This is a genomic window from Pantoea sp. GD03673 (assembly GCF_029844725.1).
In the GTDB taxonomy this organism is placed as follows: domain Bacteria; phylum Pseudomonadota; class Gammaproteobacteria; order Enterobacterales; family Enterobacteriaceae; genus Pantoea.
In genome coordinates this window covers 494,299-519,085 of the sequence record NZ_JAOCKJ010000001.1, presented here as the reverse complement: position 1 = coordinate 519,085, position 24,787 = coordinate 494,299, and the positions used below count along the sequence as shown (strand labels likewise).

Sequence of the window (24,787 nt, the reverse complement as noted above, 5' to 3'; positions counted from 1 at the left end):
ACTGCAGAGAGGCGGAATGGGCTGGAAAAATCCGTGGTATGACAGCAGTAAAACGCATCACACGCCGGAAGGATTCTGTAACCCTGAACCGGAACAGCGCAAACCGGGCGACCTGAAGCGCTGGCGCAGGGAGCGTAAAGCACAGCAGCTGCCGCAGCCACCGCAGCAGGGGTATGCGGCGTTTATCGACCAGTGGTGGCAGCCCGCGGATATCAGCGGTCATGACGATCGTCTCTGGTGGCTGGGACATGCTGCCGTGCTGTTGCGGCTGAACGGGCAATATATTCTGGTTGATCCCGCGCTCTCTTCACGCGCCTCGCCGCTGCCCTTTGCGGGGCCGCAGCGAAAAACGCCTGCGCCACTCAGCATCGCTGATCTGCCACGCCTTGATGTCGTGCTTATTTCCCATAACCATTACGATCATCTGGATAAGCCCACGGTGAAAGCGATTATCCGTCGCTTTCCACAGGCAACCTTTATTGTGCCGCTGGGCCTGGCAAACTGGTGCAGAGCGCAGGGCGTGAAACAGGTGTACCAGCTCGACTGGTGGCAGCAGATAACGCACGGTGATCTCTGCTTTGATGCGGTGCCAGCCCGTCACTGGAGTATGCGAACACCGCGCGATCGCAACCGTTCACTCTGGTGTGGCTGGGTCGTGCGCTCGGCCTCACAGCGTTTCTGGTTCTCGGGCGACAGCGGCTACAGTGACAGACTGCTGGAGATTCCGGCCCGTCTTGGCCCGTTCAGCGTGACTGCTTTGCCGATTGGCGCTTATGCACCCAAATGGTTCATGGCGGGCCAGCATATGGATCCTGACCAGGCGGTAGCCCTGTGGCAGGCGGCAGGCAGGCCATTGACCCTGCCTATACACTGGGGGGTATTTGAGCTGGCCGACGAGTCGCTGGATGCGCCACCGCAGGAGCTGGCGAATGCGCTGCAGCGGGCCGATGAACAAAATGGCCGCTTCGCTCCCTGGCGAATAGGCGAAGGCCGCAGCATAAATAACCCCGCCCAGGAATAATCCTAAAGCCTCCGTGATAAATAAAAGCCGGAGGTGTTTTATCTGACATCAATTTTTCAGATCAAAAGTTAAATTCTTAATAAGTAAAATCAGCATCGTTGCTTTTATTTGGAGCAAGGCTAATGGCTGGCTCCTGCTTTTGGTGCAAAAAGAGCCTTATCTGTACGAAATAAAAGTCGCTGTACAGGATTGGCGGCAGATTTTTGATATCTGCCACTGTTACCGCTTCGCTTATTCATTTCGTGATTGCCATATTTGTGAAATATTAATTTCTTATGGTATCCATTGAGTTACCCCTGGCAACAAAGGCAGGAGAGGGCGCTAGCCCCACGAAAGCTTTATTCGCAGGCGTATTTGTAAACCCCACAGAACAGGCAATGTGAGCCTTCTGGCAAATATGGGCGCAGTCGCGCAAGAGCTTTAAAAATGGCTTGCCATTATTTTTGGGATATGTGATAACAATTCGTGGGTTAAACGAGGTACAGTTCTGTTTATGCATGGCATCTTCAGTAAAGAAGTACGAGTAAAGACGTTGACGTTGAATACCGCTTCCTTGCCGAACCTTAATTAGTGCCTCATGCAGTAATGTCTCTGGTTTTTCTGTAAGACAGCCTTCAGGCTAAATAAACATCTAAAGGAATTTGCAAAATGGCAAAGATTAAAGGTCAGGTTAAGTGGTTCAACGAGTCTAAAGGTTTTGGTTTTATCACTCCTGCTGACGGCAGCAAAGATGTGTTCGTACACTTCTCTGCTATTCAGGGCAACGGTTTTAAAACCCTGGCTGAAGGCCAGAGCGTTGAGTTCGAAATTCAGGACGGCCAGAAAGGCCCGGCAGCTGTTAACGTCACTGCTATCTGATTCGACACCGCTGCGGTGCATGGCACCCTGACACGGATTTTCAAAGCCCTGGCTTCTCAGCCGGGGCTTTCTTTATGCTTCCGAAGCGTAGACGTTAAGGTTACACTGCGCCGCGTTATCTGATGCCGGAGTACCTGATGTCCCTGATTTGCCCTCTTTGTCACGCTTCTCTGACCTTCACCGACCGCAGCTGGTGCTGCGAAAACCGCCATCAGTTTGATCAGGCGAAAGAAGGCTACGTCAATCTGCTGCCCGTTCAGCATAAACGATCGCGTGAACCGGGTGACAGTGCTGAGATGATGCAGGCACGGCGAGAGTTTCTTGAGGCAGGCTACTATCAGCCGCTGCGTGATCGGGTGGTCAGCCTGCTTACGGCAGTGCTAAATCAGCCAGCGTGCAGCGTTCTGGATATCGGCTGTGGTGAAGGGTATTACACCGCCGCGCTGGCAGATGCGGCGGGGGACGGCGCGCAGATTGATGGGCTGGATGTCGCCAGGATGGCCATCAGGCTGGCGGCAAAGCGCTATCCTGCGGTGCGCTTCTGCGTCGCTTCCAGCCAGCGCTTACCCTTTGCCGATCACTCTCTGGATGCGGTTGTACGCATCTACGCCCCCTGCAACGAAGCGGAGCTGGCTCGCGTGCTGAAGCCGGGGGGGCTGGTGCTGACCGTGACCCCAGGGCCGCACCATCTGCAGCAGTTCAAAGCGCTGATTTACCGCGACGTGCAGTTGCATGTGCCCGAGCAGAAAGCCTATCCCGGCTTCCGGCAGGTCGCACAGCATGCCCTGCGCTACCCGATGGCGCTTACCGGTGCCGCTGCGACGACCCTGCTGCAGATGACCCCCTTTGCCTGGCGGGCGCGGGAGGCGGTCTGGCAAACGCTTCAGCAGAGCGAGCAGTTCAGCTGCGATGCTGATTTTAGCCTGACTGTGTGGCAGCGCGATTAACGGGCATCGACCAGCGTCGTGTAGATCCGCTCCAGATCGTCGAGTTGCTGCACTGCGACCAGCAGACGGCGCTGTTCCAGCTGAATAACCAGAATGCCATCCTCAGAAAGATTCATGCCCTGAATCCGCCGGTAGTCGATCCAGACACCGGCGTAAAACAATCCCTCATTCTTCATCAGCAGCGTGGGTTTCCGCAGCCAGAACAGCCAGAACGCCATAAAACTCAGCACCATCAGCAGTGAGGTGGTGAGCTGCGGGCCATGATGACTGACATTGTTCCACAGAAGTATCAGCAGCAGGCCGATAACAATCAGGCTGTCGATTTTATGTTGCCTGCGCAGTGCCACCCGTAAGCGGGTTGCTCCCCGCCGACGCGGTAAAATCGCCTCATGGTAAATGGCAAACAGCATCAGGGCAGCGATACAACACGCAATCAACACGTCAGTTACGGACATCACATCTACCTCAAACAGGGTGAGCTCAGCCAGTTGTGGCTCAGCTCACCACGCTTAAAAACCGGGAGCACAGGCTCCCGGCCGGGTGAAATTACAGACCGAGCAGGCCGATCCAGTAACCAAAAATACCGATGGCAAAGAAGCCAACGATAATCCACAGCGCATTCACTTTACGGCGTAGCAGCCACATACAGCCAAAGGTCAGCAGCAGCGGCACAATGCCCGGCATCAGCTGATCGAGGATCGACTGAACCGTAGTGACGGTGGTCTTGCCGGTGGAGTCCGTGATGCGCGACACCACCAGCGGGATGTTAACGTGCGTCCACTTGTTGACCAGCGCCCCCATGACAAACAGGCCCAGAATCGAGGCGCCCTCCGTGAGTTTCTGGAGAAAACCGCCGCCCATGTCGCTGACGATGTCGATCCCTTTGCGATAGCCATAGGCCACGCCGTAGTAGCGGGTCAGAAGACGTGCCAGGTTAAACAGTATAAAGAAGAGCAGCGGGCCCAGCAGACTGCCGCTCATGGCGATACCGGCACCTAGTGCTGCAAACACCGGACGCACCGTACCCCAGAAGATCGGGTCACCGACACCGGCCAGCGGTCCCATCAGCCCGACTTTCAGACCGTTAATCGCGCCATCGTCGATAGGTGCGCCGTTGGCACGCTGCTCCTCCATCGCCATGGTGACGCCCAGCACCGGCGCGGCAACATAAGGATGGGTATTGAAGAACTCAAGATGACGTTTGATCGCCTGCTTACGCTCATCATTGTTCTCAGGATAGAGGCGGCGGATCACCGGCACCATCGAGAAGCAGAAGCCCAGCGCCTGCATACGTTCAAAGTTCCATGAACCCTGGAAAAGGTTTGAGCGCATAAAAACAGCGCGGACATCACCGGGGGTCAGTTTCTTTTCAGCTTTCGTCATATCAACCATGTGATCACCTGTTCCTTAATCGAGTTCGTTATCAAGATCGTTTGCGGTTGCAGCCCCTGTGGGGGCTCCCGCCACACGGTTGTATTTCGGGCTGAGCTGAATGTAGAGCACCGCCATGACTACGCCAATCACACCCAGTGCCACCAGGTTGAAGTTGGTGAAAGCCGCAGTGACAAAGCCCAGGTAGAAGAACGGCATCAGATAGCCTGCGCGCATCATGTTGATGACCATCGCGTAACCGACCACCACAATCATGCCACCGGCGATATTAAGGCCGTTGGTGACCACTTCAGGAATTGAACTGAGCAGCGCGTGAACCGCACTGGTGCCAACGGAGATGGCCACAATCAGCGCCGGAATGGCAATACGCATCGCCTGGAGCAGCAGGGCAGAGACATGAATCCAGGAGATTGCGGTGAGGTTACCTTTCTCTGCGGCTTTATCGGCCGCATGCTGGAAGGCGACGGTCAGCGTACGCACGATAATGGTCAGCACCTGTCCGGCAGCCGCCAGCGGAATGGCCAGTGCAATACCGGCACCCACACTTTGTCCGCCAGCGATGACAAGGATGGTCGAGATGATAGAGGCGAGGGCGGCATCGGGGGCCACGGCGGCACCGATGTTCATCCAGCCCAGCGCAATCATCTCCAGCGTACCGCCGATGATAATGCCGGTTTTCATGTCACCCAGTACGATACCAATCAGCGTACAGGCGACCAGCGGACGGTGAAACTGGAACTCATCCAGAATCGACCCCATACCGGCAATACAGGCGACAATAAAAATCAAAATAATTTGTAGCGAGGTTATTTCCATCATACTTCTTGTCCTCAGCAGGATAATCAGGAGCCCGGAAACGCAGGCGCAGAAGTGCTTCTGTTACGCGTTAACTTTCGCAATCAGATCCATCATTTTCAGTTTCTGGTCACTGGAGACTTTACGCACTTCCAGTTCAATATTGCGTTCATTGAGTTTGCGAAAGGCGGCGATATCTTTTTCATCAACCGAGACCGCATTATTGACCTGGGTTTTCCCCTGGCGGAACGCCATCCCGCCAATGTTGACCGTTTTAATATCCACACCCTGTTCGACGACGCGCAGCACATCGGTGGGATTGGTAAACAGCAGCATGACCCGATCCTGACCATATTTCGGGTTATTCCACACCCGCACCATTTTATCGACATCCACCACATGCGCGGTCACGCCGGGCGGGGCGACCTGCGTCAGCAGGGTTTTGCGCACGTGATCGTTGGCGACGTCGTCGCTGACCACGATAATACGCTGAACGTTCGTCTCTTTTGTCCAGCGCGTCGCAACCTGCCCATGAATCAGGCGGTCGTCGATGCGCGCCAGCCCGATTTTCATGTGGTCACCGGGTGCCATTGGTTTAGCCGGTTGTGCAGCGGCGGCGGGTTTTACCGCAGCCGGAGCCGGTGCGTCCTCTTTCGCTTTCAGGGCTTTGACCCCTTCACGACCGGTCTCCACCGCCACGGCCACCAGTTCATCAAACTCTGGGTTGTCATCGCGCGCCATCAGGGTTTCAACCAGCATCGGGATATTGACCCCGGCGATGACCTCATACTGTGGCTTGTCGACAACAATGCGGCTGGCCGCGTTAAACGGGCTGCCACCCCAGGTATCAACCAGGAACAGTACCCCCTGGCGGGTATCCAGCTCTGCCAGTCGTGCCTGATATTTTTCAATCAGCGTTTCTGCGTTTTCACCGGGGACAAAGTCTATCCAGCCGATATTCTCCTGCTCGCCTAACAGCATTTCTGCTGTTTTCAGCAGTTGTTCCGCTGCCCAGCCGTGTGTACCAATTACAATCGCAATGGTCACGTGCTACCTCCGTTCGCTAGAGATGCTCATCTGAGTAAATGAACTGTAGTGAGACATATTTTGATTATTCGTATAACCCGTGAGTCCTGCTATCTGATATAGCGTCGTAAAAACAGGGGTTAACTTCATCAAGGCGGTAAAGTCGCGATTTATTTTAGTGATCGAAAAAATAAATTATGTGATGTCTGTCAGTTATTCATCCCGTAAGCAGGTGCTTTACCGCTTTTATGCGCCCGATCATCCATTATGCAGATTGTAAAAATAAGAAAATTTTTTGACGCATTTTGCCGACCTGATACATTAACGTTCTGTTTATTACTCAGGAGTAACGGGCTTCAGCCCACCTTTATGGATCGTCACCGACGTCGCTTAATCTGTTCTTTGCGCCTGCTGGCGCGTCACTCTTCGCCTCGCGGCGTTTTCACCGCTTTCCCGACTACCCGGATGTCACGCTTCGCTGCGCTGACAGGCACCGGCTCGATCTGTTCCCTGTTCTGGAGTCATAAATAATGGAATTTTTATTCGACCCCTCAATCTGGGCGGGTTTACTGACGCTCATCGTGCTGGAAATCGTACTCGGTATCGACAACCTGGTGTTTATTGCCATCCTGGCCGACAAACTGCCACCAAAGCAGCGTGATAAAGCACGCCTTATTGGCCTGTCGCTGGCGCTGGTCATGCGTCTGGGCCTGTTGTCGCTGATCTCCTGGATCGTCACCCTGACCACGCCTCTCTTCAGCGTAGGCGGTTTCAGTTTTTCCGGGCGTGATTTAATCCTGCTGTTCGGGGGTTTCTTCCTGTTGTTCAAAGCGACGATGGAACTGCACGAGAGGCTGGAGAACCGTCAGCTTGATGGTTCGGCAAACCGGGGATATGCCAGTTTCTGGGCAGTGGTATTGCAGATTGTCGTGCTGGACGCGGTCTTCTCGCTGGATGCTGTTATTACCGCTGTAGGGATGGTGAACCACCTGCCGGTGATGATGACTGCCGTGGTGGTTGCGATGGGTGTGATGCTGCTGGCGTCTAAGCCGTTAACTAACTTCGTTAACGCGCATCCGACCGTGGTGGTGCTCTGTCTGAGCTTCCTGTTGATGATTGGTCTGTCACTGGTGGCAGAAGGCTTTGGTTTCCATATTCCTAAAGGCTACCTCTATGCAGCGATTGGCTTCTCAATTCTGATTGAGCTGTTCAACCAGATTGCGCGTCGTAACTTTATTCGCCATCAGTCGAATCGCCCGATGCGTGAGCGCACCGCAGAAGCGATCTTACGGCTGATGGGGGGCCGCAACCGCGCCCAGACGGCCAGCAATGGCAGCAGCAACGGTAACACCAGCAGCAGTGAAGAGTCTGCGCTGGCGGAAGCGATGCCGCAGGAAGCGTTTAAAGATGAAGAGCGTTACATGATTAATGGCGTACTGACGCTGGCTTCCCGCTCAATTCGCAGCATTATGACGCCGCGTGGTGAAATCTCCTGGGTCGATGCGAATCGTCCGGTAGATGAGATTCGCGGTCAGCTGCTGGATACCCCTCACAGCCTGTTCCCGGTCTGCCGGGGTGAGCTGGATGAAATTGTGGGTGTGGTGCGCGCTAAAGAACTGCTGGTGGCGCTGGAACAGGGTGTGGATGTGGCAACCTTTGCGGCCAATACGCCGACCATTGTGGTGCCAGAGACGCTGGATCCAATCAACCTGCTTGGCGTGCTGCGTCGTGCCAGGGGCAGTTTCGTGATTGTCACCAATGAGTTTGGTGTGGTTCAGGGCCTGATTACCCCGCTGGACGTGCTGGAAGCGATTGCGGGTGAATTCCCGGATGAAGATGAAACGCCTGATATTGTTGCCGATGGCGATGGCTGGTTAGTGAAAGGCGGAACCGATCTGCACTCGCTGCAGCAGTTGCTCGACTTCCATGAGCTGGTCGATCCGGCAGAAGATCACGCCTCGCTGGCGGGCCTGCTGATTGAGAAGAAAGGGCAGTTACCGCTTCCCGGTGATGTGATTGATATCACTCCGCTGCACTTCCAGATTATTGAAGCGACGGACTACCGTATTGATCTGGTGCGTGTGACGAAAGATAAACCGCATGACGAGGATGAAGAGGCGTAACGGTTCACGTTATTGCCGGGGCGCGGCAGGCTAAACCGGTCGCGCTGAATTTTCCCGACAGCCGCTGCTTAACGCTGCGGCTTTTTTTCGTCGGTGGTGTGACGTGTTAAGGCCGGGGAAGTGGCACGGTTGCCGCTGTTAAGTGCGGGCGTCTGCCTGATGCTGCTTCAGCCAGGCCGGAAAATCCTCCAGTGGCATCGGACGGGCAAAATAGTAGCCCTGCAGGTGATCTACCCCGCGTTCGCGCAGATAAGCCGCCTGTTCAGCCGTTTCCACCCCTTCGGCCACCAGGCTGATATTCAGGCGCTGGGCCAGCGAAATCACCATATCGGTTACCGTGGCGTTAATGGCATCTGTGCCGATGGCTGCAGTGAAAATCTTGTCGATTTTGAGCACGTCTGGCTGCAAATCTTTCAGGTAGGAGAGCGAGCTGTGACCGGTGCCAAAGTCATCAATTGCCAGCCGGACGCCAATCTCGTGAAGTTGTGCAATGACCGACTGATCGACAACCGGCAGAGCGTCGCGCTCAGTCAGTTCCACCACCAGTTTTTGCACCGGACTGGCAGGCCACCACAGGTTCTGCAGATCTTCCAGAATGGCGCGGTCGCGGAAATGGCTGGCGGCAACATTGATGGCGATATGAAACGCGGGCGCATCGGGTAACTGAGGCAGCTGTCTCACTACCTCGTTCAGCACAAAGCGCGTCAGCGGCTTGATCAGGTTCTGGCGCTCCGCCAGGGGAATAAAGACATCCGGTGCGATCCAGCCCTGTCGGGCATTGTGCCAGCGCAGCAGCAGTTCTATCCCGTCGCACTCGCCGCTTTTGCTGTTGATCAGCGGCTGGCAATAAACCATGAACTCACGGGCCGTAATGCCATAACTGATTTGCCAGCTAAGGCTCATGCGATTCGCTGTCGCCAGCCAGATGATGTAGCCCATCAGCAGGCTCAGCAGCAGCGCCAGCGGCAGCTGTGAGGGAAGTGTCGCCAGCGCCAGCCGTGTCGGGGAGGGGCCATAGAGGGTGAGCGTAAAAGGGTAGCGCAGCGACCCCTGCTCATAGCTCACTTCGTCATCTGAGGGCACCGTTGGCTCAATCAGCGGATTGCCATACTCCAGGCTCTCACCATTGACGTTAAACACCGCGCGTTCTACCCAGGGCAACTGCGGTTCCAGCAGATAGTTGCTCATCATTTCAATGTTGATGACCTGCAATATTCCCGAACGGTTATCCAGGCTCTTTGGCGTCCACAGCAGTAACACCGGCGAGCCTTTCAGCAGATATTGATCGGTTGACAGGGCCATACGCTGATTGTTGAAGGCAAGGCCGGGGTAAGTCTGGCTGAACGGGATAGTGCGCGGGCCGTAAATACTGGAGCAGTAGAGCATGTCGTTATCGACCAGCAGAATGGCACGAACCGTCTGCAGCGAAGAGATTTTTTCGATGAGCGGAAAACGCACGTCCTGACAGGGGACGCCTACCAGGCCCAGCGTGTTGCTGGCTGACACTTCCAGCGGTGAAAACATCCGGTCGAACCGCATAATCGCTTTATCGGCGAAATCCATCGCCTGCTGTTCAATACGTGACTTCTCTTCGATATAGCGAAAGGCCAGCGTGACGATCAGCACCACGGTGGCAATTGACAGTGCGATCAGCAAACGCTTGCGTCTGAATTGTCCAACAAATTGCTGGGCCATAAACATCAGTATCCACCTTCCCATATAGCCTGAAAAAAGCAAAAAATAACGGGGTTAGTATCGGCACGGCCAGGTCAATATTGAGGCCGGAATGCAGAAAAGCGGGTCTGGAAAGCTGCGCAAACCGGACGGCTGCGCGGAAAACACTCTACCGTGTAAACCTGCGCTGAGATAGCGCAGGATGCGGATTTTATTACGTTTGCACGTTATTTAAACAACTTAGCGTTTCGCTTAATCACACTGAACTTTAATCGCCAGACCACCACGGGAGGTTTCACGGTATTTCGCGTTCATATCCTTGCCGGTCTCATACATGGTCTCAATGACTTTATCCAGCGAGACGCGGGGTTCGCTGGTGCGGCGAAGCGCCATGCGCGCCGCGTTAATGGCTTTAACCGAGGCGATAGCATTACGTTCAATGCAGGGCACCTGAACCTGACCCGCCACCGGGTCACAGGTCAGCCCAAGGTTATGCTCCATGCCAATTTCAGCAGCAACGCACACCTGTTCCGGGCTGCCGCCCAGCAGTTCTGCCAGACCGGCCGCCGCCATCGAACAGGCAACACCCACTTCACCCTGACAACCCACTTCCGCGCCTGAAATCGAAGCGTTCATTTTGTACAGCACGCCAATGGCACCAGAGGCGAGGAAATAGCGCAGAAAAATGTCGGGCGTCACCGGCTCGATAAAGTGATCGTAGTAAGCCAGCACCGCAGGCACGATACCGCAGGCACCGTTCGTCGGCGCGGTCACCACGCGACCACCGGCGGCATTCTCTTCGTTGACGGCCAGCGCGTACATATTGATCCAGTCGATAACAATCATTGGATCGCTGGAGTGCTTGGTGGAGGAGGTCAGCAGGCGACGCAGAGAGGCGGCACGACGTGGCACGCGCAGCGGTCCCGGCAACACGCCTTCGGTATTCAGACCCCGGTCGATACAGGCCTGCATGGTCTGCCAGATCGTCGCGAAATAGGCGTTGATCTCATCGCGGCTGTGCAGCGCCAGCTCATTTTTCATCACCAGGCCCGACAGCGACAGGCCGGTTTCACGGCAGTGAGCCAGCAGATCCCGGGCGGAGTGGAACGGCCAGGGCACTGACACTTCATCCAGCGCTGACTGCCCGAAGTGCTCTTCATCGACAATGAAACCGCCGCCCACGGAATAGTAGGTTTTTGACAGGATCAGCAGGTCGCCCGCAAACGCCAGCAAGCGCAGGCCATTTTCATGCAGCGAGAGGTTCTCACTGCGGAACACCATGCCACCTTCGCGCGGGAAATCGACTTCGTGCGCGCCTTTCGCCAGCAGCAGCCGCTCACGCTGTTCGACATCTTTGATAAATGCGGGGATGGCATCAATGTCTACCGTGTCCGGCGATTCGCCAGCCAGACCCATAATAATGGCAATATCAGTGTGATGTCCTTTGCCGGTCAGCGACAGAGAACCGTAAACATCCACGGCAATTCGGGTCACCTCCTGCAGTTTCTCCTGTTCGCACAGCAAATCCACAAACTGTTTACCCGCCTTCATCGGGCCGACAGTATGCGAACTTGAGGGACCGATGCCCACTTTGAACATGTCGAAAACACTAATCACAGGTGACACTCCTCACATTTATTCTCAGTCTGCCGGGGCAGTTTATGGCGCCCATAGTAATGGTCATGCACCGGAAAAGAGCAGCTTTTCGCATGAAATAAACTTATCAAAAGAGATAGAAAAAATTATAGCGCAGCCCGGCAGGTCGCTGACGGGCTGGAAGGGTGAAAACAGCAGGAAAGGTCTCAGAATGCGATCTGCGTACTCAGGGAACGGATAATTCCTGCCGTCATGCCCCACACCAGATAATCCTGATAGCGCGACAGCCAGACCGGATGACGGACGCCCGCCCGATGCACCTCCAGCGCGCTGTAGCGGCTGAGCTGCAACGCCTCTGCCAGCGGCATCTCAAAGGCACTGCTCACCTCATCGGGATTGATGGTTAAGTGCAGGTCAGCCGGGATAATGCCCAGTACCGGCGTGACCTGAAAGCCGGTGCTGCTGGTCACGGCGGGCAGCGCGCCTAAAATCTCGACCCGCTGTGGATCGATGCCAACCTCTTCCTGTGCTTCACGCAGTGCGGTGGCGATGAGCGAGGCGTCGGTGTCATCCTGCATCCCACCGGGAAAGGCGACCTGTCCGGCGTGTTTGCGCAGGGCGTGCGAGCGCTGCGTCAGCAACAGACCGGGTTCATGCCGCGCCACGATGGGCACCAGCACTGCGGCATGACGCCCGGAGAGACGCTGCGTGCTGCGGGCAGGCTGCTGCAGCAAAAAGCGACTGCGGAAAACCTCAAGCGTCAGCGCCAATCGACCCTCCTGCCTGTTCCAGTGCCGGTAAAATCCGGCTGACTTTATCAAGCGTTTCCTGATACTCCGCTTCAGGATCGCTGTCTGCCACCAGCCCGCCACCCGCGGCACAGTAGAGCTGCTGGCCTTCGGCGATCAGCGTACGGATCGTGATGCTGGTATCCATCCGGCCACACAGGCTGAGATAGCCGATGCTGCCGCACCAGGCATTACGCCGTTGCGGCTCCAGTTCATCAATAATCTCCATCGCACGAATCTTGGGCGCGCCGGTAATGGAGCCGCCGGGGAAGCAGGCACGGAGCAGATCGGTGGCCCGCAGGGTGTCAGGCAGCTGCGCCCGCACCGTGCTCACCAGATGGTGTACGGCGGGGAAGGGTTCAACCACAAACAGTTCCGGCACCGTCACCGAGCCGGGCAGCGCCACGCGGCCAATATCGTTACGCAGCAAATCGACAATCATCAGGTTTTCAGCCCGATCTTTCTCCGCATGGCGAAGTGCTTCAGCCTGTTGCACATCCGCAACCGGATCGGCACAGCGTGGCCGGGTTCCTTTTATGGGGCGGGTTTCAATCTGGTTTTGATTCAGCGACAGGAAGCGCTCCGGCGACAGGCTAAGGATGGCACTTTCCGGCAAACGCAGGAACGCGCTGAACGGCGCACGGTTAGCTGCATTGAGCAGGGTAAATGCCTGCCACTCATCGCCCTGATATCCGGCCTGAAAACGCTGCGCCAGATTAACCTGGTAGCAGTCACCCGCCTGAATATAGGCCTGAACGGCGGCAAAGCGCGCGGCATATTCGGCATAGCTCATATTAGAACGCCAGCCGCTGGTCAGTGAAAAGGGCACGACGTCGCGTGTAGGCCACTGCGCCAGCCAGGCGGCACGCTCCTGCACGTTCTGCAACGCCACCAGCGTCAGGGTTTGCTGATGATGATCGGCAATCAATGCCCAGTCATAGATCCCGGCCGCCATATCCGGGGTGGTGAGATCGGCCACCGCCTGCTGAGGAAGCGACTCAAACCGGCGGCCCAGATCGTAGCCAAACAGACCCAGTGCCCCACCCTGAAACGGCAGGGCTTCGCTGGCAACGGGCGTGACGCCCAGTGCATCACACTGCTGCTGCAGCAGCAGCAGGGGATCGTCGGTTGATTCGGTTATGCCGGTTGCGTCGCTCACGGTAGTCACTGGCCCACGGGTCACCAGCGTGGCGCGGGGATCGGCGGTCAGAATATCAAAGCGGTTGTCGCTGTGGCTGGCCTGCGCGGAGGAGAGCAGCATTGCCCAGGGCAGATGGGCAAGGGTGGCAAAACGCTGTGTCAGCGCATCCGGGGTATAATCAAGCGTGAGGGTTTCAACAATCATCGGGCAGACAAATCAGAAAGCAAAGAGGCGGTCAGACTGACATATTTTTTCCCGACTGGCACCTGTTAGTTCCGCGTGGGATACTGTCGGCCCCAATGCAGGAGTAAAACATGTTTACAGGATTACCGGCTCTCTCACATGAGCAACAACAGCAGGCTGTCGAACGTATCCAGGAATTGATGGCGGGTGGTTTATCAAGCGGCGAAGCTATCGCCCAGGTGGCGCAGGAAATCCGGCAGAATCACAAGGGCGAACAGATTCGGGCGTTATTCGACGACGAAGATGAAAAACCTGAAGAAGAATAACGCCCGGTACAATTAACGTGCGGCGATGATTTTAATTTCGATTTTGTACTTTGGATTCAGCAGCCCGGCCTGAACCGTACAGCGCACCGGCGCATTGCCCGGTGAAACCCAGGCGTCCCAGGCCCGGTTCATGGCAGGGAAATCGGCTTTATCCACCAGAAACAGTGTGGCATCAAGAATTTTGCTTTTATCGCTGCCGAGCCGGGTCAGAATCGCATCAATCACCGCCAGGGCATTGGCGGTCTGCGCTTCTGCATCAGCATCCAGATTTTCAGGCACGCTGGTGTAGTAGATGGTGTCGTTATGGATCACGGCCTCTGACATACGATGTTCCGGGTCAATGCGGGTAATACTCATCGGTTTCTCCCTGGTTAGTTGCGCATTAGCCTGGCATACTCCTCACATCGCTGTCACCCCTTACGCTTACAGGCAGCGCTCAACAATGGCCTGTCTGTCCGCCATCACCTGTGGAGACATGCGGAAAGTGGTGAAATATTTTACGTCCGCCCCTTTATGGCGGGGTGAGACATCAGCAAAAATCGAATCTTCCCAGGTAAAAACGCTGATCCTGCTGCCATCAGGCTGGGTGTGTGTGGTGTTATCGCGGGCAATAACGCTGGTGGTGGACCAGCCACGATAGATACAGTCGCTGAGCTGAGGAACGCTACGGGTGCTTTGACCCTGAAAAACGGGTGCCTGCAGACGAGCCTGATCGGGCGTGGGTGCCTGGCAGCCGCAAATAAGCAGCACGCCAGCCAGTGAGCCGATGCGGAAAGAGTTCATAACATGCCTCCGCCTGAGTCAGGCAGTCGGGTTAAGGCCATCTGCAAAACATCGCCAGAAAAGCAATGTTTTGCCAGTCTCAGCACGTCAGCCTGTGGGGGCTTCATCCCAACGGTAAGCTGATTTAATCATTATAATCCGGGCGGTTATTTCCTCGCTGCGTTCCACTGCATTTGATACCTGCATCACACTGTCGGGCTGACGGGTGTTGCGGAAGGCACAAGCCACTCACGTTAACAGGCGGGCCGGGACAAGGAAGTGAGGGCAGTGACGGCATAAAAATGTTATAAATCCGCCCCACGATAACGCCACAGGTTGAGGATGAGAACATGGCGAATACGCAGTATCTGTTTTGGGTTATGGCTGGCGCACTGACGCTGCTGTTTATTGTTATCGCGGCGTTTGTAGGATTATCCAAAGGCACTAAGCAGGGCGTTATCACCTTTGCTGTCCTGTTCGTCATTATGCTGGCAGGCGCGCTTTACATAAGCCACTAGCGCGACACCGTCTGATCATTTTCAGTCCGTTACAGCAATTTCACGCCTTGCTCACATTTCAGGCGGAAAATGTGCGGCCTCCGATGTCGGTTAGCTATGCTCAGTTGAAATAGCAGCACGGCTATTTATCACCGGAGGTAACTATGTCTGAACGTCCTGATTACGATGAACCGCTGCCAGATGATGCTGAGATCTATCCGGAAGATGAAGAAGAGGATGAGGAAGACGATCTGTCAGAAAAGGATGTGTAGCCGTCCGATAAAGATGGCTGTCTGAGTACCTCTCTTCTTCCGGGCTTACACCGCAAAACCGCCAGCACGCAGTTTTGCGGTTTCTCACTTTAGTTCCCCGCATCGATTCGCCACTTTCTCCACGCGTTAATGCCTTATTCCGTTTTGCTGCCCGGTATATTTCCTCAGGCAGAAGCGTGGCTTTAATCCTCGCAAAAACACGTAGAAACAATTCGGCTACAAATATTTCACGTTAATTAACATTAATGAAAATTATAAACTCGTTATTTATTCCATTCTGGTCTGACTGAATGCTGTCGCCTTGCTGACGTAAAGCTGACAGGCATAGTATTCCTGCTGCACATTTGCTTATTAAGCAGGGAAAAAATGGATAACCTGAAAATCTTAAGTCTGGCTATGGCGCTTTCGTCCATCAGCGCAGCAGGCGCAAAGGAGCTGCACTGGACCTGCGAAGACGGGTCTCAGCCATCAGTTAAAATTACAAATCCGGAGCAGGAACATTTTCAGCCTTCTGATCTGGCTTATCACACTTCCGCTGATAAGGGCATTATCACGGGGCGCACCCCTCAGAAAAACAGTGAGGAAGATGACCCCGGTCCCGTGAGCGAAAAGGTCACACTGTGTCAGGATCATTTTCCTGTATCGGGTCTAAACCCGAACATTGGGCACACCTTTCCCCCTGAAGCCCAGTGTTTCAATAGCAATGAGGAGAACAATCTGGTCGCGGTTGCGGTGATGTTAAAGCTGATAAAGCGAATCCGGCGCTGGTGCCATTAATTAACACAGCGACGAAACCGGTCAACCTTAGCTACCCGTTCGCTTTACATGCCGCTGGCAGGGCGGCACGCGCATCGTTTCAGCGGCCCGCCAGCCATGAATGCAGGGGAAGTAAGCGTGTTCTAATGGGTCTGTAAAATTGATAACCTGTTGATATTGCTTCATTTTGCTTTGTTAATCCAATACTGACATAATTACAGTGTTTTTGCCGTTCTTAGTGAGGGTATGTGGCAGACGATTTTGCAGTGGATGGCGCACTGGCGCGGGCGATCGCAGGCTTTAAGCCGCGTGAAGCACAACGTGAGATGGCGCAGGCGGTATCCGAAGCCGTAAAACAGCAGGGTGAACTGGTGGTTGAAGCCGGCACCGGCACCGGTAAAACCTATGCTTACCTGGCACCCGCTTTGCGGGCCGGTAAAAAAGTCATTGTCTCCACCGGTTCCAAAGCGCTGCAGGATCAGCTCTATGCCCGCGATCTGCCCACCATGATCAAGGCGCTGAAGTTCAAAGGGAAAACTGCCTTGCTGAAAGGGCGATCCAACTATCTCTGTCTGGAACGCATGGAACAGCAGTCAATGGCGGGTGGCGATCTCACCGTGCAGGCCCTGACCGATCTGGTGACGCTGCGTAGCTGGTCATCACAGACGGAAGATGGCGACATCAGCAGCTGTGCAGGCGTGACAGAGGACAGCCCGGTCTGGCCGCTGGTCACCAGCACCAACGATAACTGCCTTGGCACCGATTGTCCGCGCTACAAAGAGTGTTTCGTGGTCAGGGCACGTAAACGTGCTATGGACGCCGATGTGGTGGTCGTAAACCACCATCTGTTTCTCGCTGACCTGGTGGTGAAAGAGGGCGGCTTTGGTGAACTGATTCCCGAAGCGGATGTGATGATTTTCGATGAAGCGCATCAGCTGCCTGATATCGCCAGTCAGTATTTTGGCCAGCAGCTCTCCAGCCGTCAGTTACTCGATCTCGCCAAAGATATTATTACCGCCTACCGCACCGAAGTGCGTGATGCCCAACAGCTGCAGAAATCGGCCGATCGTCTGGCGCAATGTGCGCAGGATTTCCGCCTGTCATTAGGCGACCCTGGCTATCGGGGCAATCTGCGCGAACTGCTGAGTGATAACCAGATACTGCGTATGTTTACGCTGCTGGATGACGCCCTTGAGCTCTGTTACGACGTCATAAAACTCTCACTGGGCCGTTCAGCCCTGCTGGATGCCGCTTTTGAGCGGGCGGCACTGTATCGTGGCCGGTTAAAACGGCTGCGGGCGATTAACGAACCGGGCTATAGCTACTGGTATGAATGTACCTCACGTCACTTTATCCTGGCGCTGACGCCGCTCTCGGTGGCAGAACGCTTCCGTGAGGTGATGGATAATCGCAAAGCGGCCTGGATTTTTACATCGGCCACGCTGGCGGTGGATGAGAAAATGGCCCATTTCGCCGAACGACTGGGTGTGAATGCGGCAAAGAGCCTGATTCTGAACAGCCCGTTTGATTTTGCGAAGCAGGCACTGCTCTGCGTACCGCGCAACCTTCCTGAACCTAACCGTCCCGGTGGCGCACGACAGCTGGCCGCGATGATGAAGCCGCTGATCGATGCGAATAAAGGCCGCTGTTTCTTTCTTTGTACGTCGCACCTGATGATGCGAGAACTGGCAGCAGAATTTCGCGCTTCAATGACCCTGCCGGTGCTGGTGCAGGGTGAAACCAGTAAAGGTCAGTTACTGAAGCAGTTCATCGAAAAGGGCAATGCGCTGCTGGTGGCGACCAGCAGTTTCTGGGAAGGGGTCGATGTGCGGGGTGATGCGCTATCGCTGGTGATCATCGATAAGCTGCCGTTCACCTCACCGGAAGATCCGCTGCTCAAAGCCAGAATGGAAGATTGCCGGATTCGCGGCGGCGATCCCTTCGCTGATGTGCAGTTGCCGGATGCGGTCATCACCCTGAAGCAGGGCGTGGGACGTTTAATTCGTGACACGGACGATCGTGGGGTACTGGTGATTTGCGATCAGCGTCTGGTATCACGACCTTACGGCGCGCTGTTCCTGAACAGCCTGCCGCCAACGCCGCGCACCCGCGACATTGCCCGAGCCATCGCCTTTATCCGCCAGCAACCCGAACCAGACGCATAATTTTATGCTAATATGCGCGCCGTTTTCTTTCTTCTGAGGTAGTCATGTCAGCCCGAATATTAGCGCTGGATACGGCGACAGAAGCCTGTTCAGCCGCGTTGCTGAATCAGCAACAGATTGATGCCCGATTCGAAATTGCCCCGCGCGATCATACACAGCGTATTCTGCCGCTGGTCGAGGAGCTTCTGCTGGCGCAGCAGCTGGAACTGACCGAACTGGACGCGCTCGCTTTTGGTCGGGGGCCTGGCAGTTTTACCGGCGTGCGGATTGGTATTGGTATCGCGCAGGGACTGGCGCTGGGTGCCTTACTGCCAATGATTGCGGTTTCCACCCTGGCGACGCTGGCGGAAGGGGCCTGGCGTCTGCACGGGGCAACCCGGGTATTAACCGCGATTGATGCGCGGATGGGCGAAGTCTACTGGGCCGAATATCAGCGTGATGAGCAGGGTGCCTGGCAGGGCGAGGCCAGCGAAAGCGTGCTGTCGCCCGAGGCGGCACTGGCCCGGATGCAGGCGCTTTCGGGTGAGTGGATGACCGCAGGCACCGGCTGGCAGGCTTACCCGGCCCTTCAGCAGGGACACAATCTGACGCTGAACGCCAGTGACGTCACACTGCCTGCGGCCCAGGATATGCTGCCGCTGGCGGCCCTGGCGCTGGCGCAGGGAAATACGCTGTTGCCGGAAACAGCAGAGCCGACGTATCTGCGAAATGAAGTCGCCTGGAAAAAATTACCTGGCCGGTAAAATGCACGCAACTTATTGTTCTGCGTCCAGTCTAAGTCTTTACCTAACGGGAGAACGTCTATGTCGTCAATGTGTGGTAAAGGGCTTTCAGGTCTGCTGCTGACCTGTGTGCTGGCGTTAACCGGTTGTGTCTCAATTCCTGACACGCTGCAGGGCAGCTCCCCTCAGCCGCAGCAGGATCTGTTGCGGGTGATGAGCGATCCTTCGCTCTTTGTCGGGCAGGAATCGCGCTTTGGCGGCAAGGTAGTGAATGTCACTAACCTGAACGGCAAAACCCGGCTTGAGATTGCGGCACAGCCGCTGGATGAGAGCGCCAGACCGCGTCTGGGTGCCGCCTCGGTGGGCCGGATTTATGCTGACATTCACGGTTTTGTTGATCCGGTGGATGTCAGAAACCAGTACGTCACCGTGCTGGGTACGCTGAAGGGAACGGAGCAGGGTAAAATTGGTGAGGCCGATTATAAGTTTGCGGTCATTGATGTGCGCGGTTATCAGCGCTGGCGGATTGCTCAGCAGGTCACCGCGCCACCACAGCCTATCGATCCCTGGATCTGGTATGGTCCGACCCGCCATCGCGGCGGATACTGGGGGCCAAATCCTTACTGGGGCATGGTCAATACCGGACCCTCAGAGGTGCAAACTATTCTGACCGAATAAGCGCAAAAATGATTTTATCCAGCCCGGTCGCGGTGCTCGCTGCCGGGCTTTTTATTTGACTGTTTTCACAGCAAGAAATTTAGTGATGCACTTCGCAACCTCAACATGCCGAAACAGGCAAACTGGTACAATCAGTTAAAATATTGTTAACAAACCAGATTGGCTGAGGCAGCGATGGACATACAACATAATTATCGGGGTGGATCCTTGAATAAGGTTTGGCTGAAACGCTACCCGGCAGATGTGCCTGCCGAAATAAGTGCAGATCGTTACACCTCGCTGGTGGATCTGTTTGAGCAGGCCGTAAAACGCTACGCCGATCAACCCGCGTTCCTGAACATGGGTCAGAAGATGAGTTATCGTCAGCTGGAAGAGAAGAGCCGGGCCTTTGCCGCCTATCTCCAGCAGGAGCTGGGTCTGAAAGCGGGTGACCGGGTGGCACTGATGATGCCGAACTTACTGCAATATCCGGTGGCCCTGTTTGGTGTGCTGCGCGCCGGTATGGTGGTGGTCAATGTGAATCCGCTCTACACGCCGCGTGAGCTGAAGCATCAGCTCAATGACAGCGGGGCCAGCGCCATCGTCATCGTCTCAAATTTTGCGCATACCCTGGAAAAAGTAGTGGCGGAAACTGCCGTCCGGCACGTCATCCTGACCCGGATGGGCGATCAGCTGGCACCGATAAAAGCGACGCTGGTTAACTTTGTCGTCAAGTATGTTAAGAAACTGGTTCCAAAGTACCATTTGCCGGGGGCCATTTCGTTTCGTCAGGTACTGGAAACGGGCGCGACGCTCAATTATCAACGCCCCGTGGTTTCCAATGACGATCTCGCCTTTCTGCAATACACCGGCGGCACCACCGGTGTGGCAAAAGGGGCGATGCTGACGCATCGTAACATGCAGGCGAATCTGGAGCAGACCCGTGCGACCTACGGCAAAGTGCTGCGTGACGGAAAAGAGTTTGTCGTTACCGCGCTGCCGCTTTACCACATCTTCGCGTTAACCGTGAATGGCCTGCTTTTCCTTGAGCTGGGCGGCCAGAATCTGCTGATTACGAATCCTCGCGATATTCCCGGCTTTGTTAAAGAGCTGGCGAAATTTCCGTTTACCGCCATTACCGGTGTGAATACGCTGTTTAATGCGCTGCTCAACGATGAGCAGTTTACTAAACTCGACTTTTCGACGCTGCGTCTGTCCGCAGGTGGCGGAATGGCGGTGCAGAAAGTGGTGGCGGAACGCTGGGAAAAGCTCACAGGACACTATCTGCTGGAAGGCTATGGTCTGACCGAATGTTCGCCGCTGGTGTCAGTCAATCCCTATGACATCAGCTGTCATACGGGCAGTATCGGCCTGCCGGTTCCTTCGACCGATGTGCGGATTCTGGATGAAGCCGGAAACGACGTGCTGCCGGGTGAGCCGGGTGAGCTCTGTATCAGCGGTCCGCAGGTGATGCTGGGCTACTGGCAGCATCCGGAAGCGACAGCGGAAGTGCTGAAAAATGGCTGGCTCCACAGCGGTGATATTGTTACCGTTGATCAGGAAGGCTTTATTCGCATCGTTGACCGCAAAAAAGATATGATTCTGGTCTCAGGTTTTAATGTCTATCCGAATGAAATTGAAGATGTGCTGATGCAGCACCCTAAAGTGCGTGAAGCTGCGGCAATCGGCGTGCCCAGCGATCTTTCTGGCGAAGCGGTAAAAGTCTGCATCGTGAAAAAAGAGGCGTCGCTGACCAAAGAAGAGGTGCTCGATCACTGCCGCCGCCAGCTGACCGGTTACAAAGTGCCAAAAATCATTGAATTTCGTGATGAATTACCGAAAACCAACGTTGGCAAGATCCTGCGGCGTGAACTGCGCGACGAGGTGAAACCCGGCGCGAATTAACGCGGTACCTGAATTGAGGTTGAACGCCGGCATGCCCGGCGTTTTTGTTGTTTTTAACATGGAGCGCCGCGCGTTGTTGGCTGCGGTGGAAATCAGACGTGAACTATTCCCTTATCGACCAGGATGATCAACTGGCAGACGTGTGTCAGAAAGCCCGTCAGCACGCAGCGGTAGCACTGGACACCGAATTTGTCCGCACCCGCACCTACTACCCACAGCTTGGGCTGATCCAGCTGTTCGACGATCAGCAACTGGTGCTCATTGACCCGCTGAATATCCGCGACTGGTCACCCTTTGTTACTTTGCTGACGGATACCCGCGTCACGAAGTTCCTGCATGCCGGAGGCGAAGATCTGGAAGTCTTCCTGCACCGTTTCGGCGTGCTGCCAGCGCCGATGATCGACACCCAGATTCTGGCAGCCTTCTCCGGTCAGCCACTGTCATGGGGCTTTGCTTCAATGGTGGCGCATTTCACGCAGGTTGAGCTGGATAAGAGTGAATCACGCACCGACTGGCTGGCGCGTCCTCTGACCCAGCGCCAGTGCGAGTATGCGGCGGCAGACGTTCACTATCTGCTGCCGATTGCCCGTCAGCTGATGACCAACACGGAAGAGGCTGGCAACATGGCGGCGGCACTCAGTGAGTGCGACAACCTTTGCCAGCGTCGTCTGGATAGCCTGTCGCCGGATGAAGCCTGGCGGGATATCACCAACGCCTGGCAACTGCGTCCGCGTCAGCTGGCGGCACTGCAGCGACTGGCGGCCTGGCGTCTGAAACTGGCGCGTGAAAAGGATATGGCGGTTAACTTTGTGGTGCGCGAAGAGCATCTGTGGAAAGTCGCACGCTTTATGCCCGGCTCTCTGGGCGAGCTGGATCATCTGGGGCTGTCAGGCCACGAAATTCGTTTCCACGGCAAAACGCTGGTGGCACTGGTGGCCGAGGCTGAGGCGCTGGATGAAACTGAACTTCCCGCTCCGCTGGGCAATCTGATCGACCATCCGCACTACAAGCAGGTGTTTAAGGCGATGAAAGCGCTGGTGCAGCAGGTGAGCGAGCAGAGTGGATTCAGTCAGGAGTTACTGGCGTCACGACGTCAGATTAATCAGGTATTAAGCCTGCACTGGGGCCTGAAGCCACAGGGACGTCAGCCGGAGCTACTGACCGGATGGCGGGGCGAACTGCTGAAGCCCGGCATTGATGAGATTCTGGCGGGTTGTTAACCGGTTAAATTTCCCCTGCCAACGCGCAGGGGAAATTCAGGAAACGGTTAGCGTCATTTAGTCACTTCATCCGTTTCCGGCAGCGTCACGTTCAGCTCCAGAATTGAGATGTCATCACCTTTCTGATCGAGCTGTACCGTTACCATTTCTGGATCGATCTTCACATATCTGCAAATCACTTCCAGAATGTCGCGCTTAAGTTGCGGAAGATAGTGGGGCTCACTGTCGCCCCTTCTCCGTTCTGCCACGATAATCTGCAGCCTTTCCTTGGCTATGTTGGCAGTGTTCTTCTTCCGGGATAAAAAGAAATCAAGTAATGCCATGGTTTATCCCCCGAACAGGCGTTTCAGGAAACCCTTCTTCTCTTCTTCAATAAAGCGGAAGGGGCGTACTTCACCGAGTAACCGTTCAACGGTATCGGCATAGGCTTTGCCAGCATCAGATTCGCCGTCAAGAATCACCGGTTCGCCCTGGTTGGAGGCACGTAACACGGATTGATCTTCAGGGATCACACCGACCAGAGGAATGCGCAGGATTTCCAGCACATCTTCCATGCTCAGCATATCGCCACGGTTCACCCGGCCAGGGTTATAACGGGTCAGCAGCAGATGCTCCTTCACCGGGTCCTGACTGTTTTCAGCGCGACGGGATTTAGAAGAGATGATGCCGAGGATACGGTCGGAGTCGCGGACAGAAGAGACTTCCGGGTTGGTGGTGATAATGGCTTCATCAGCAAAATAGAGTGCCATCAGTGCGCCGGTTTCAATGCCTGCGGGTGAGTCACAGACGATGAAATCGAACTCCATCGCGGCTAAATCGTTCAGGACTTTCTCAACACCTTCACGGGTCAGCGCGTCTTTATCACGGGTCTGCGATGCAGGCAGAATGTAGAGTTGCTCAGTGCGTTTGTCGCGAATCAGCGCCTGGTTCAGCGTGGCATCGCCCTGGATAACGTTAACGAAGTCGTAGACCACACGGCGTTCACAGCCCATGATCAAATCCAGGTTACGCAGACCGATATCGAAGTCGATCACAACCGTTTTCTTGCCTTTCTGCGCTAAACCGGTGGCGATGGCCGCGCTTGACGTGGTCTTACCAACGCCCCCTTTACCGGATGTAACTACAATAATGCGTGCCATAAATGTTGATTTCCTTAACAAAAGAAAAGGGGCCTAATTAAGTGTCTGGATAGTCAGCGCGCCATCCTGCAGGCACAGACGCGCAGCTTTACCAAAAAATTCTTGCGGGATCTGATCCATGATCCAGTACTCCCCGGCAATCGAGACCAGCTCAGCGGCCAGGTTAGTACAGAAAATCTGGCAGTTGCGGTCACCGCTGGCACCCGCCAGGGCGCGACCGCGCATCATGCCGTAAATATGTATGTTGCCATCAGCGACCAGTTCGGCACCGGCGCTGACGCTGCTGGTGATAATTAAGTCGGCGTCACGCGCATAAATCTGCTGGCCTGAGCGCACCGGGGTGTTCACGATGCGGGTTTTCGCGGCCGCCGTTTCGGTTACAACCGGCGTCGGCTCAGGCAGGGGGGGCGACTGCGGCGCGTCGGCGCGCGGTCTGGCCTCTTTGCCTTCTGCCAGTACCGGCAGTCCTGCAAGGGCGATCATACGTTTCAGTGCATCATCTTTGCAGCCGCTTACGCCGACAATGCGTAAACCGGTAGCAAGAATCGCCTGCTGTAGCTGTTTCCAGTTAACATCGGCACTCAATGCCGAGACGTTAAGCACCACCGGGGCGTTTTTCAGGAAATCGGGAGCCTGGTCAATCTTGTCCTGGAGTGCCTTGCGAATCACCGCAGGGTCATGGTGATGCAAATGGACGACAGACAGGGTGAAACTGCTACCTTTGAATTCGATTGGCGTTTGCGACATCTGTCCCGACTCAGTCCTGTTTTCACTACCGTTAGCCTGGCGATGATAAAATCATCGTTGAAGCGCTAACGGTGA

The 24,787-nt window shown here is 55.4% G+C and carries 25 protein-coding genes; 12 read left to right on the top strand and 13 right to left on the bottom strand.

Features of this window, described 5'->3' with window-relative positions:
* The first annotated feature begins 16 nt into the window (after positions 1–16).
* The 3 genes from N5J69_RS02465 to rlmA all read left to right on the top strand — a co-directional run bounded on the left by N5J69_RS02465 (position 17) and on the right by rlmA (position 2,826).
* On the top strand, positions 17–1,021 hold the full coding sequence (locus tag N5J69_RS02465) for an MBL fold metallo-hydrolase (protein ID WP_279767853.1): 1,005 nt from the start codon (positions 17–19) through the stop codon (positions 1,019–1,021).
* 648 nt (positions 1,022–1,669) lie between these two features.
* Entirely contained in the window at positions 1,670–1,879 is a 210-nt protein-coding gene (cspE, locus tag N5J69_RS02460; protein ID WP_003852684.1) for a transcription antiterminator/RNA stability regulator CspE, read from the top strand.
* A gap of 137 nt (positions 1,880–2,016) precedes the next feature.
* A complete protein-coding gene (gene rlmA, locus N5J69_RS02455; protein ID WP_279767852.1) occupies positions 2,017–2,826 on the top strand; it encodes a 23S rRNA (guanine(745)-N(1))-methyltransferase in 810 nt (269 codons plus the stop codon).
* Here rlmA and N5J69_RS02450 read toward each other — a convergent pair.
* The 4 genes from N5J69_RS02450 to manX form a co-directional block, all read right to left on the bottom strand.
* Complete coding sequence (locus N5J69_RS02450) at positions 2,823–3,281, bottom strand: DUF986 family protein (protein WP_279767850.1); 459 nt, start codon at positions 3,279–3,281, stop codon at positions 2,823–2,825. The two genes, rlmA and N5J69_RS02450, sit on opposite strands and share 4 nt — an antisense overlap.
* A gap of 91 nt (positions 3,282–3,372) precedes the next feature.
* Positions 3,373–4,218: a PTS mannose transporter subunit IID gene (locus N5J69_RS02445; RefSeq protein ID WP_279767848.1), complete on the bottom strand. Its 846-nt coding sequence runs from the start codon at positions 4,216–4,218 to the stop codon at positions 3,373–3,375.
* Between the two features lie 15 nt (positions 4,219–4,233).
* The gene (locus N5J69_RS02440; RefSeq protein ID WP_033733019.1) at positions 4,234–5,034 is read right to left on the bottom strand and encodes a PTS mannose/fructose/sorbose transporter subunit IIC; all 801 of its coding nucleotides are present in this window, start codon (positions 5,032–5,034) and stop codon (positions 4,234–4,236) included.
* A gap of 63 nt (positions 5,035–5,097) precedes the next feature.
* Positions 5,098–6,060 carry a PTS mannose transporter subunit IIAB gene (gene manX, locus N5J69_RS02435; RefSeq protein WP_279767847.1) on the bottom strand — a complete coding sequence of 321 codons (963 nt, stop codon included), beginning with the start codon at positions 6,058–6,060 and terminating at the stop codon, positions 5,098–5,100.
* Between the two features lie 509 nt (positions 6,061–6,569).
* On the opposite strand from manX, the gene N5J69_RS02430 reads away from it, so the two are divergent.
* On the top strand, positions 6,570–8,162 hold the full coding sequence (locus N5J69_RS02430) for a TerC family protein (RefSeq protein WP_279767846.1): 1,593 nt from the start codon (positions 6,570–6,572) through the stop codon (positions 8,160–8,162).
* A gap of 138 nt (positions 8,163–8,300) precedes the next feature.
* On the opposite strand, the gene N5J69_RS02425 is transcribed toward N5J69_RS02430, so the two are convergent.
* From N5J69_RS02425 to pabB, 4 genes are all read right to left on the bottom strand, one after another.
* Positions 8,301–9,863: a cyclic diguanylate phosphodiesterase gene (locus N5J69_RS02425; RefSeq protein ID WP_279767845.1), complete on the bottom strand. Its 1,563-nt coding sequence runs from the start codon at positions 9,861–9,863 to the stop codon at positions 8,301–8,303.
* Positions 9,864–10,088: 225 nt separating this feature from the next.
* On the bottom strand, positions 10,089–11,453 hold the full coding sequence (locus N5J69_RS02420) for an L-serine ammonia-lyase (protein ID WP_279767843.1): 1,365 nt from the start codon (positions 11,451–11,453) through the stop codon (positions 10,089–10,091).
* 185 nt (positions 11,454–11,638) lie between these two features.
* A complete protein-coding gene (locus N5J69_RS02415; RefSeq protein ID WP_279767842.1) occupies positions 11,639–12,202 on the bottom strand; it encodes a CoA pyrophosphatase in 564 nt (187 codons plus the stop codon).
* A complete protein-coding gene (gene pabB / locus N5J69_RS02410; RefSeq protein WP_279767841.1) occupies positions 12,186–13,565 on the bottom strand; it encodes an aminodeoxychorismate synthase component 1 in 1,380 nt (459 codons plus the stop codon). Before pabB ends, N5J69_RS02415 begins: the two co-directional genes overlap by 17 nt.
* Positions 13,566–13,675: 110 nt before the next feature.
* On the opposite strand from pabB, the gene N5J69_RS02405 reads away from it, so the two are divergent.
* On the top strand, positions 13,676–13,870 hold the full coding sequence (locus tag N5J69_RS02405) for a YoaH family protein (protein WP_279767840.1): 195 nt from the start codon (positions 13,676–13,678) through the stop codon (positions 13,868–13,870).
* Between the two features lie 12 nt (positions 13,871–13,882).
* Here N5J69_RS02405 and N5J69_RS02400 read toward each other — a convergent pair whose 3' ends face one another.
* Both N5J69_RS02400 and N5J69_RS02395 read right to left on the bottom strand, forming a co-directional pair.
* Entirely contained in the window at positions 13,883–14,227 is a 345-nt protein-coding gene (locus tag N5J69_RS02400) for a RidA family protein (protein WP_003852699.1), read from the bottom strand.
* A gap of 66 nt (positions 14,228–14,293) precedes the next feature.
* Positions 14,294–14,653, bottom strand: a complete 360-nt coding sequence (locus N5J69_RS02395) for a hypothetical protein (protein WP_279767839.1) — start codon at positions 14,651–14,653, stop codon at positions 14,294–14,296.
* Between the two features lie 329 nt (positions 14,654–14,982).
* On the opposite strand from N5J69_RS02395, the gene N5J69_RS02390 reads away from it, so the two are divergent.
* The 7 genes from N5J69_RS02390 (at position 14,983) to rnd (ending at position 22,826) form a co-directional block, all read left to right on the top strand.
* A complete protein-coding gene (locus tag N5J69_RS02390) occupies positions 14,983–15,150 on the top strand; it encodes a hypothetical protein (protein WP_279767838.1) in 168 nt (55 codons plus the stop codon).
* Positions 15,151–15,767: 617 nt separating this feature from the next.
* Positions 15,768–16,178, top strand: a complete 411-nt coding sequence (locus tag N5J69_RS02385; RefSeq protein ID WP_279767837.1) for a hypothetical protein — start codon at positions 15,768–15,770, stop codon at positions 16,176–16,178.
* Positions 16,179–16,405: 227 nt separating this feature from the next.
* Complete coding sequence (locus tag N5J69_RS02380) at positions 16,406–18,322, top strand: ATP-dependent DNA helicase (protein ID WP_279767836.1); 1,917 nt, start codon at positions 16,406–16,408, stop codon at positions 18,320–18,322.
* 44 nt (positions 18,323–18,366) lie between these two features.
* The gene (gene tsaB, locus N5J69_RS02375) at positions 18,367–19,065 is read left to right on the top strand and encodes a tRNA (adenosine(37)-N6)-threonylcarbamoyltransferase complex dimerization subunit type 1 TsaB (RefSeq protein ID WP_279767834.1); all 699 of its coding nucleotides are present in this window, start codon (positions 18,367–18,369) and stop codon (positions 19,063–19,065) included.
* Between the two features lie 60 nt (positions 19,066–19,125).
* Positions 19,126–19,722 carry a Slp family lipoprotein gene (locus tag N5J69_RS02370; RefSeq protein ID WP_279767832.1) on the top strand — a complete coding sequence of 199 codons (597 nt, stop codon included), beginning with the start codon at positions 19,126–19,128 and terminating at the stop codon, positions 19,720–19,722.
* A gap of 207 nt (positions 19,723–19,929) precedes the next feature.
* Positions 19,930–21,606, top strand: coding sequence for a long-chain-fatty-acid--CoA ligase FadD (fadD, locus tag N5J69_RS02365; RefSeq protein ID WP_279767830.1), 1,677 nt, complete (start codon positions 19,930–19,932; stop codon positions 21,604–21,606).
* A 98-nt stretch (positions 21,607–21,704) separates the two neighbouring features.
* Positions 21,705–22,826, top strand: coding sequence for a ribonuclease D (rnd, locus tag N5J69_RS02360; protein ID WP_279767827.1), 1,122 nt, complete (start codon positions 21,705–21,707; stop codon positions 22,824–22,826).
* A gap of 53 nt (positions 22,827–22,879) precedes the next feature.
* Here rnd and minE read toward each other — a convergent pair whose 3' ends face one another.
* The 3 genes from minE to minC are packed head-to-tail and all read right to left on the bottom strand — an operon-like array spanning position 22,880 to position 24,712.
* Positions 22,880–23,149: a cell division topological specificity factor MinE gene (minE, locus tag N5J69_RS02355; protein WP_008925314.1), complete on the bottom strand. Its 270-nt coding sequence runs from the start codon at positions 23,147–23,149 to the stop codon at positions 22,880–22,882.
* Between the two features lie 3 nt (positions 23,150–23,152).
* Positions 23,153–23,965, bottom strand: coding sequence for a septum site-determining protein MinD (minD, locus tag N5J69_RS02350; protein WP_003852716.1), 813 nt, complete (start codon positions 23,963–23,965; stop codon positions 23,153–23,155).
* Positions 23,966–23,998: 33 nt separating this feature from the next.
* Positions 23,999–24,712, bottom strand: coding sequence for a septum site-determining protein MinC (gene minC, locus N5J69_RS02345; RefSeq protein WP_279767825.1), 714 nt, complete (start codon positions 24,710–24,712; stop codon positions 23,999–24,001).
* Positions 24,713–24,787: the final 75 nt, after the last annotated feature.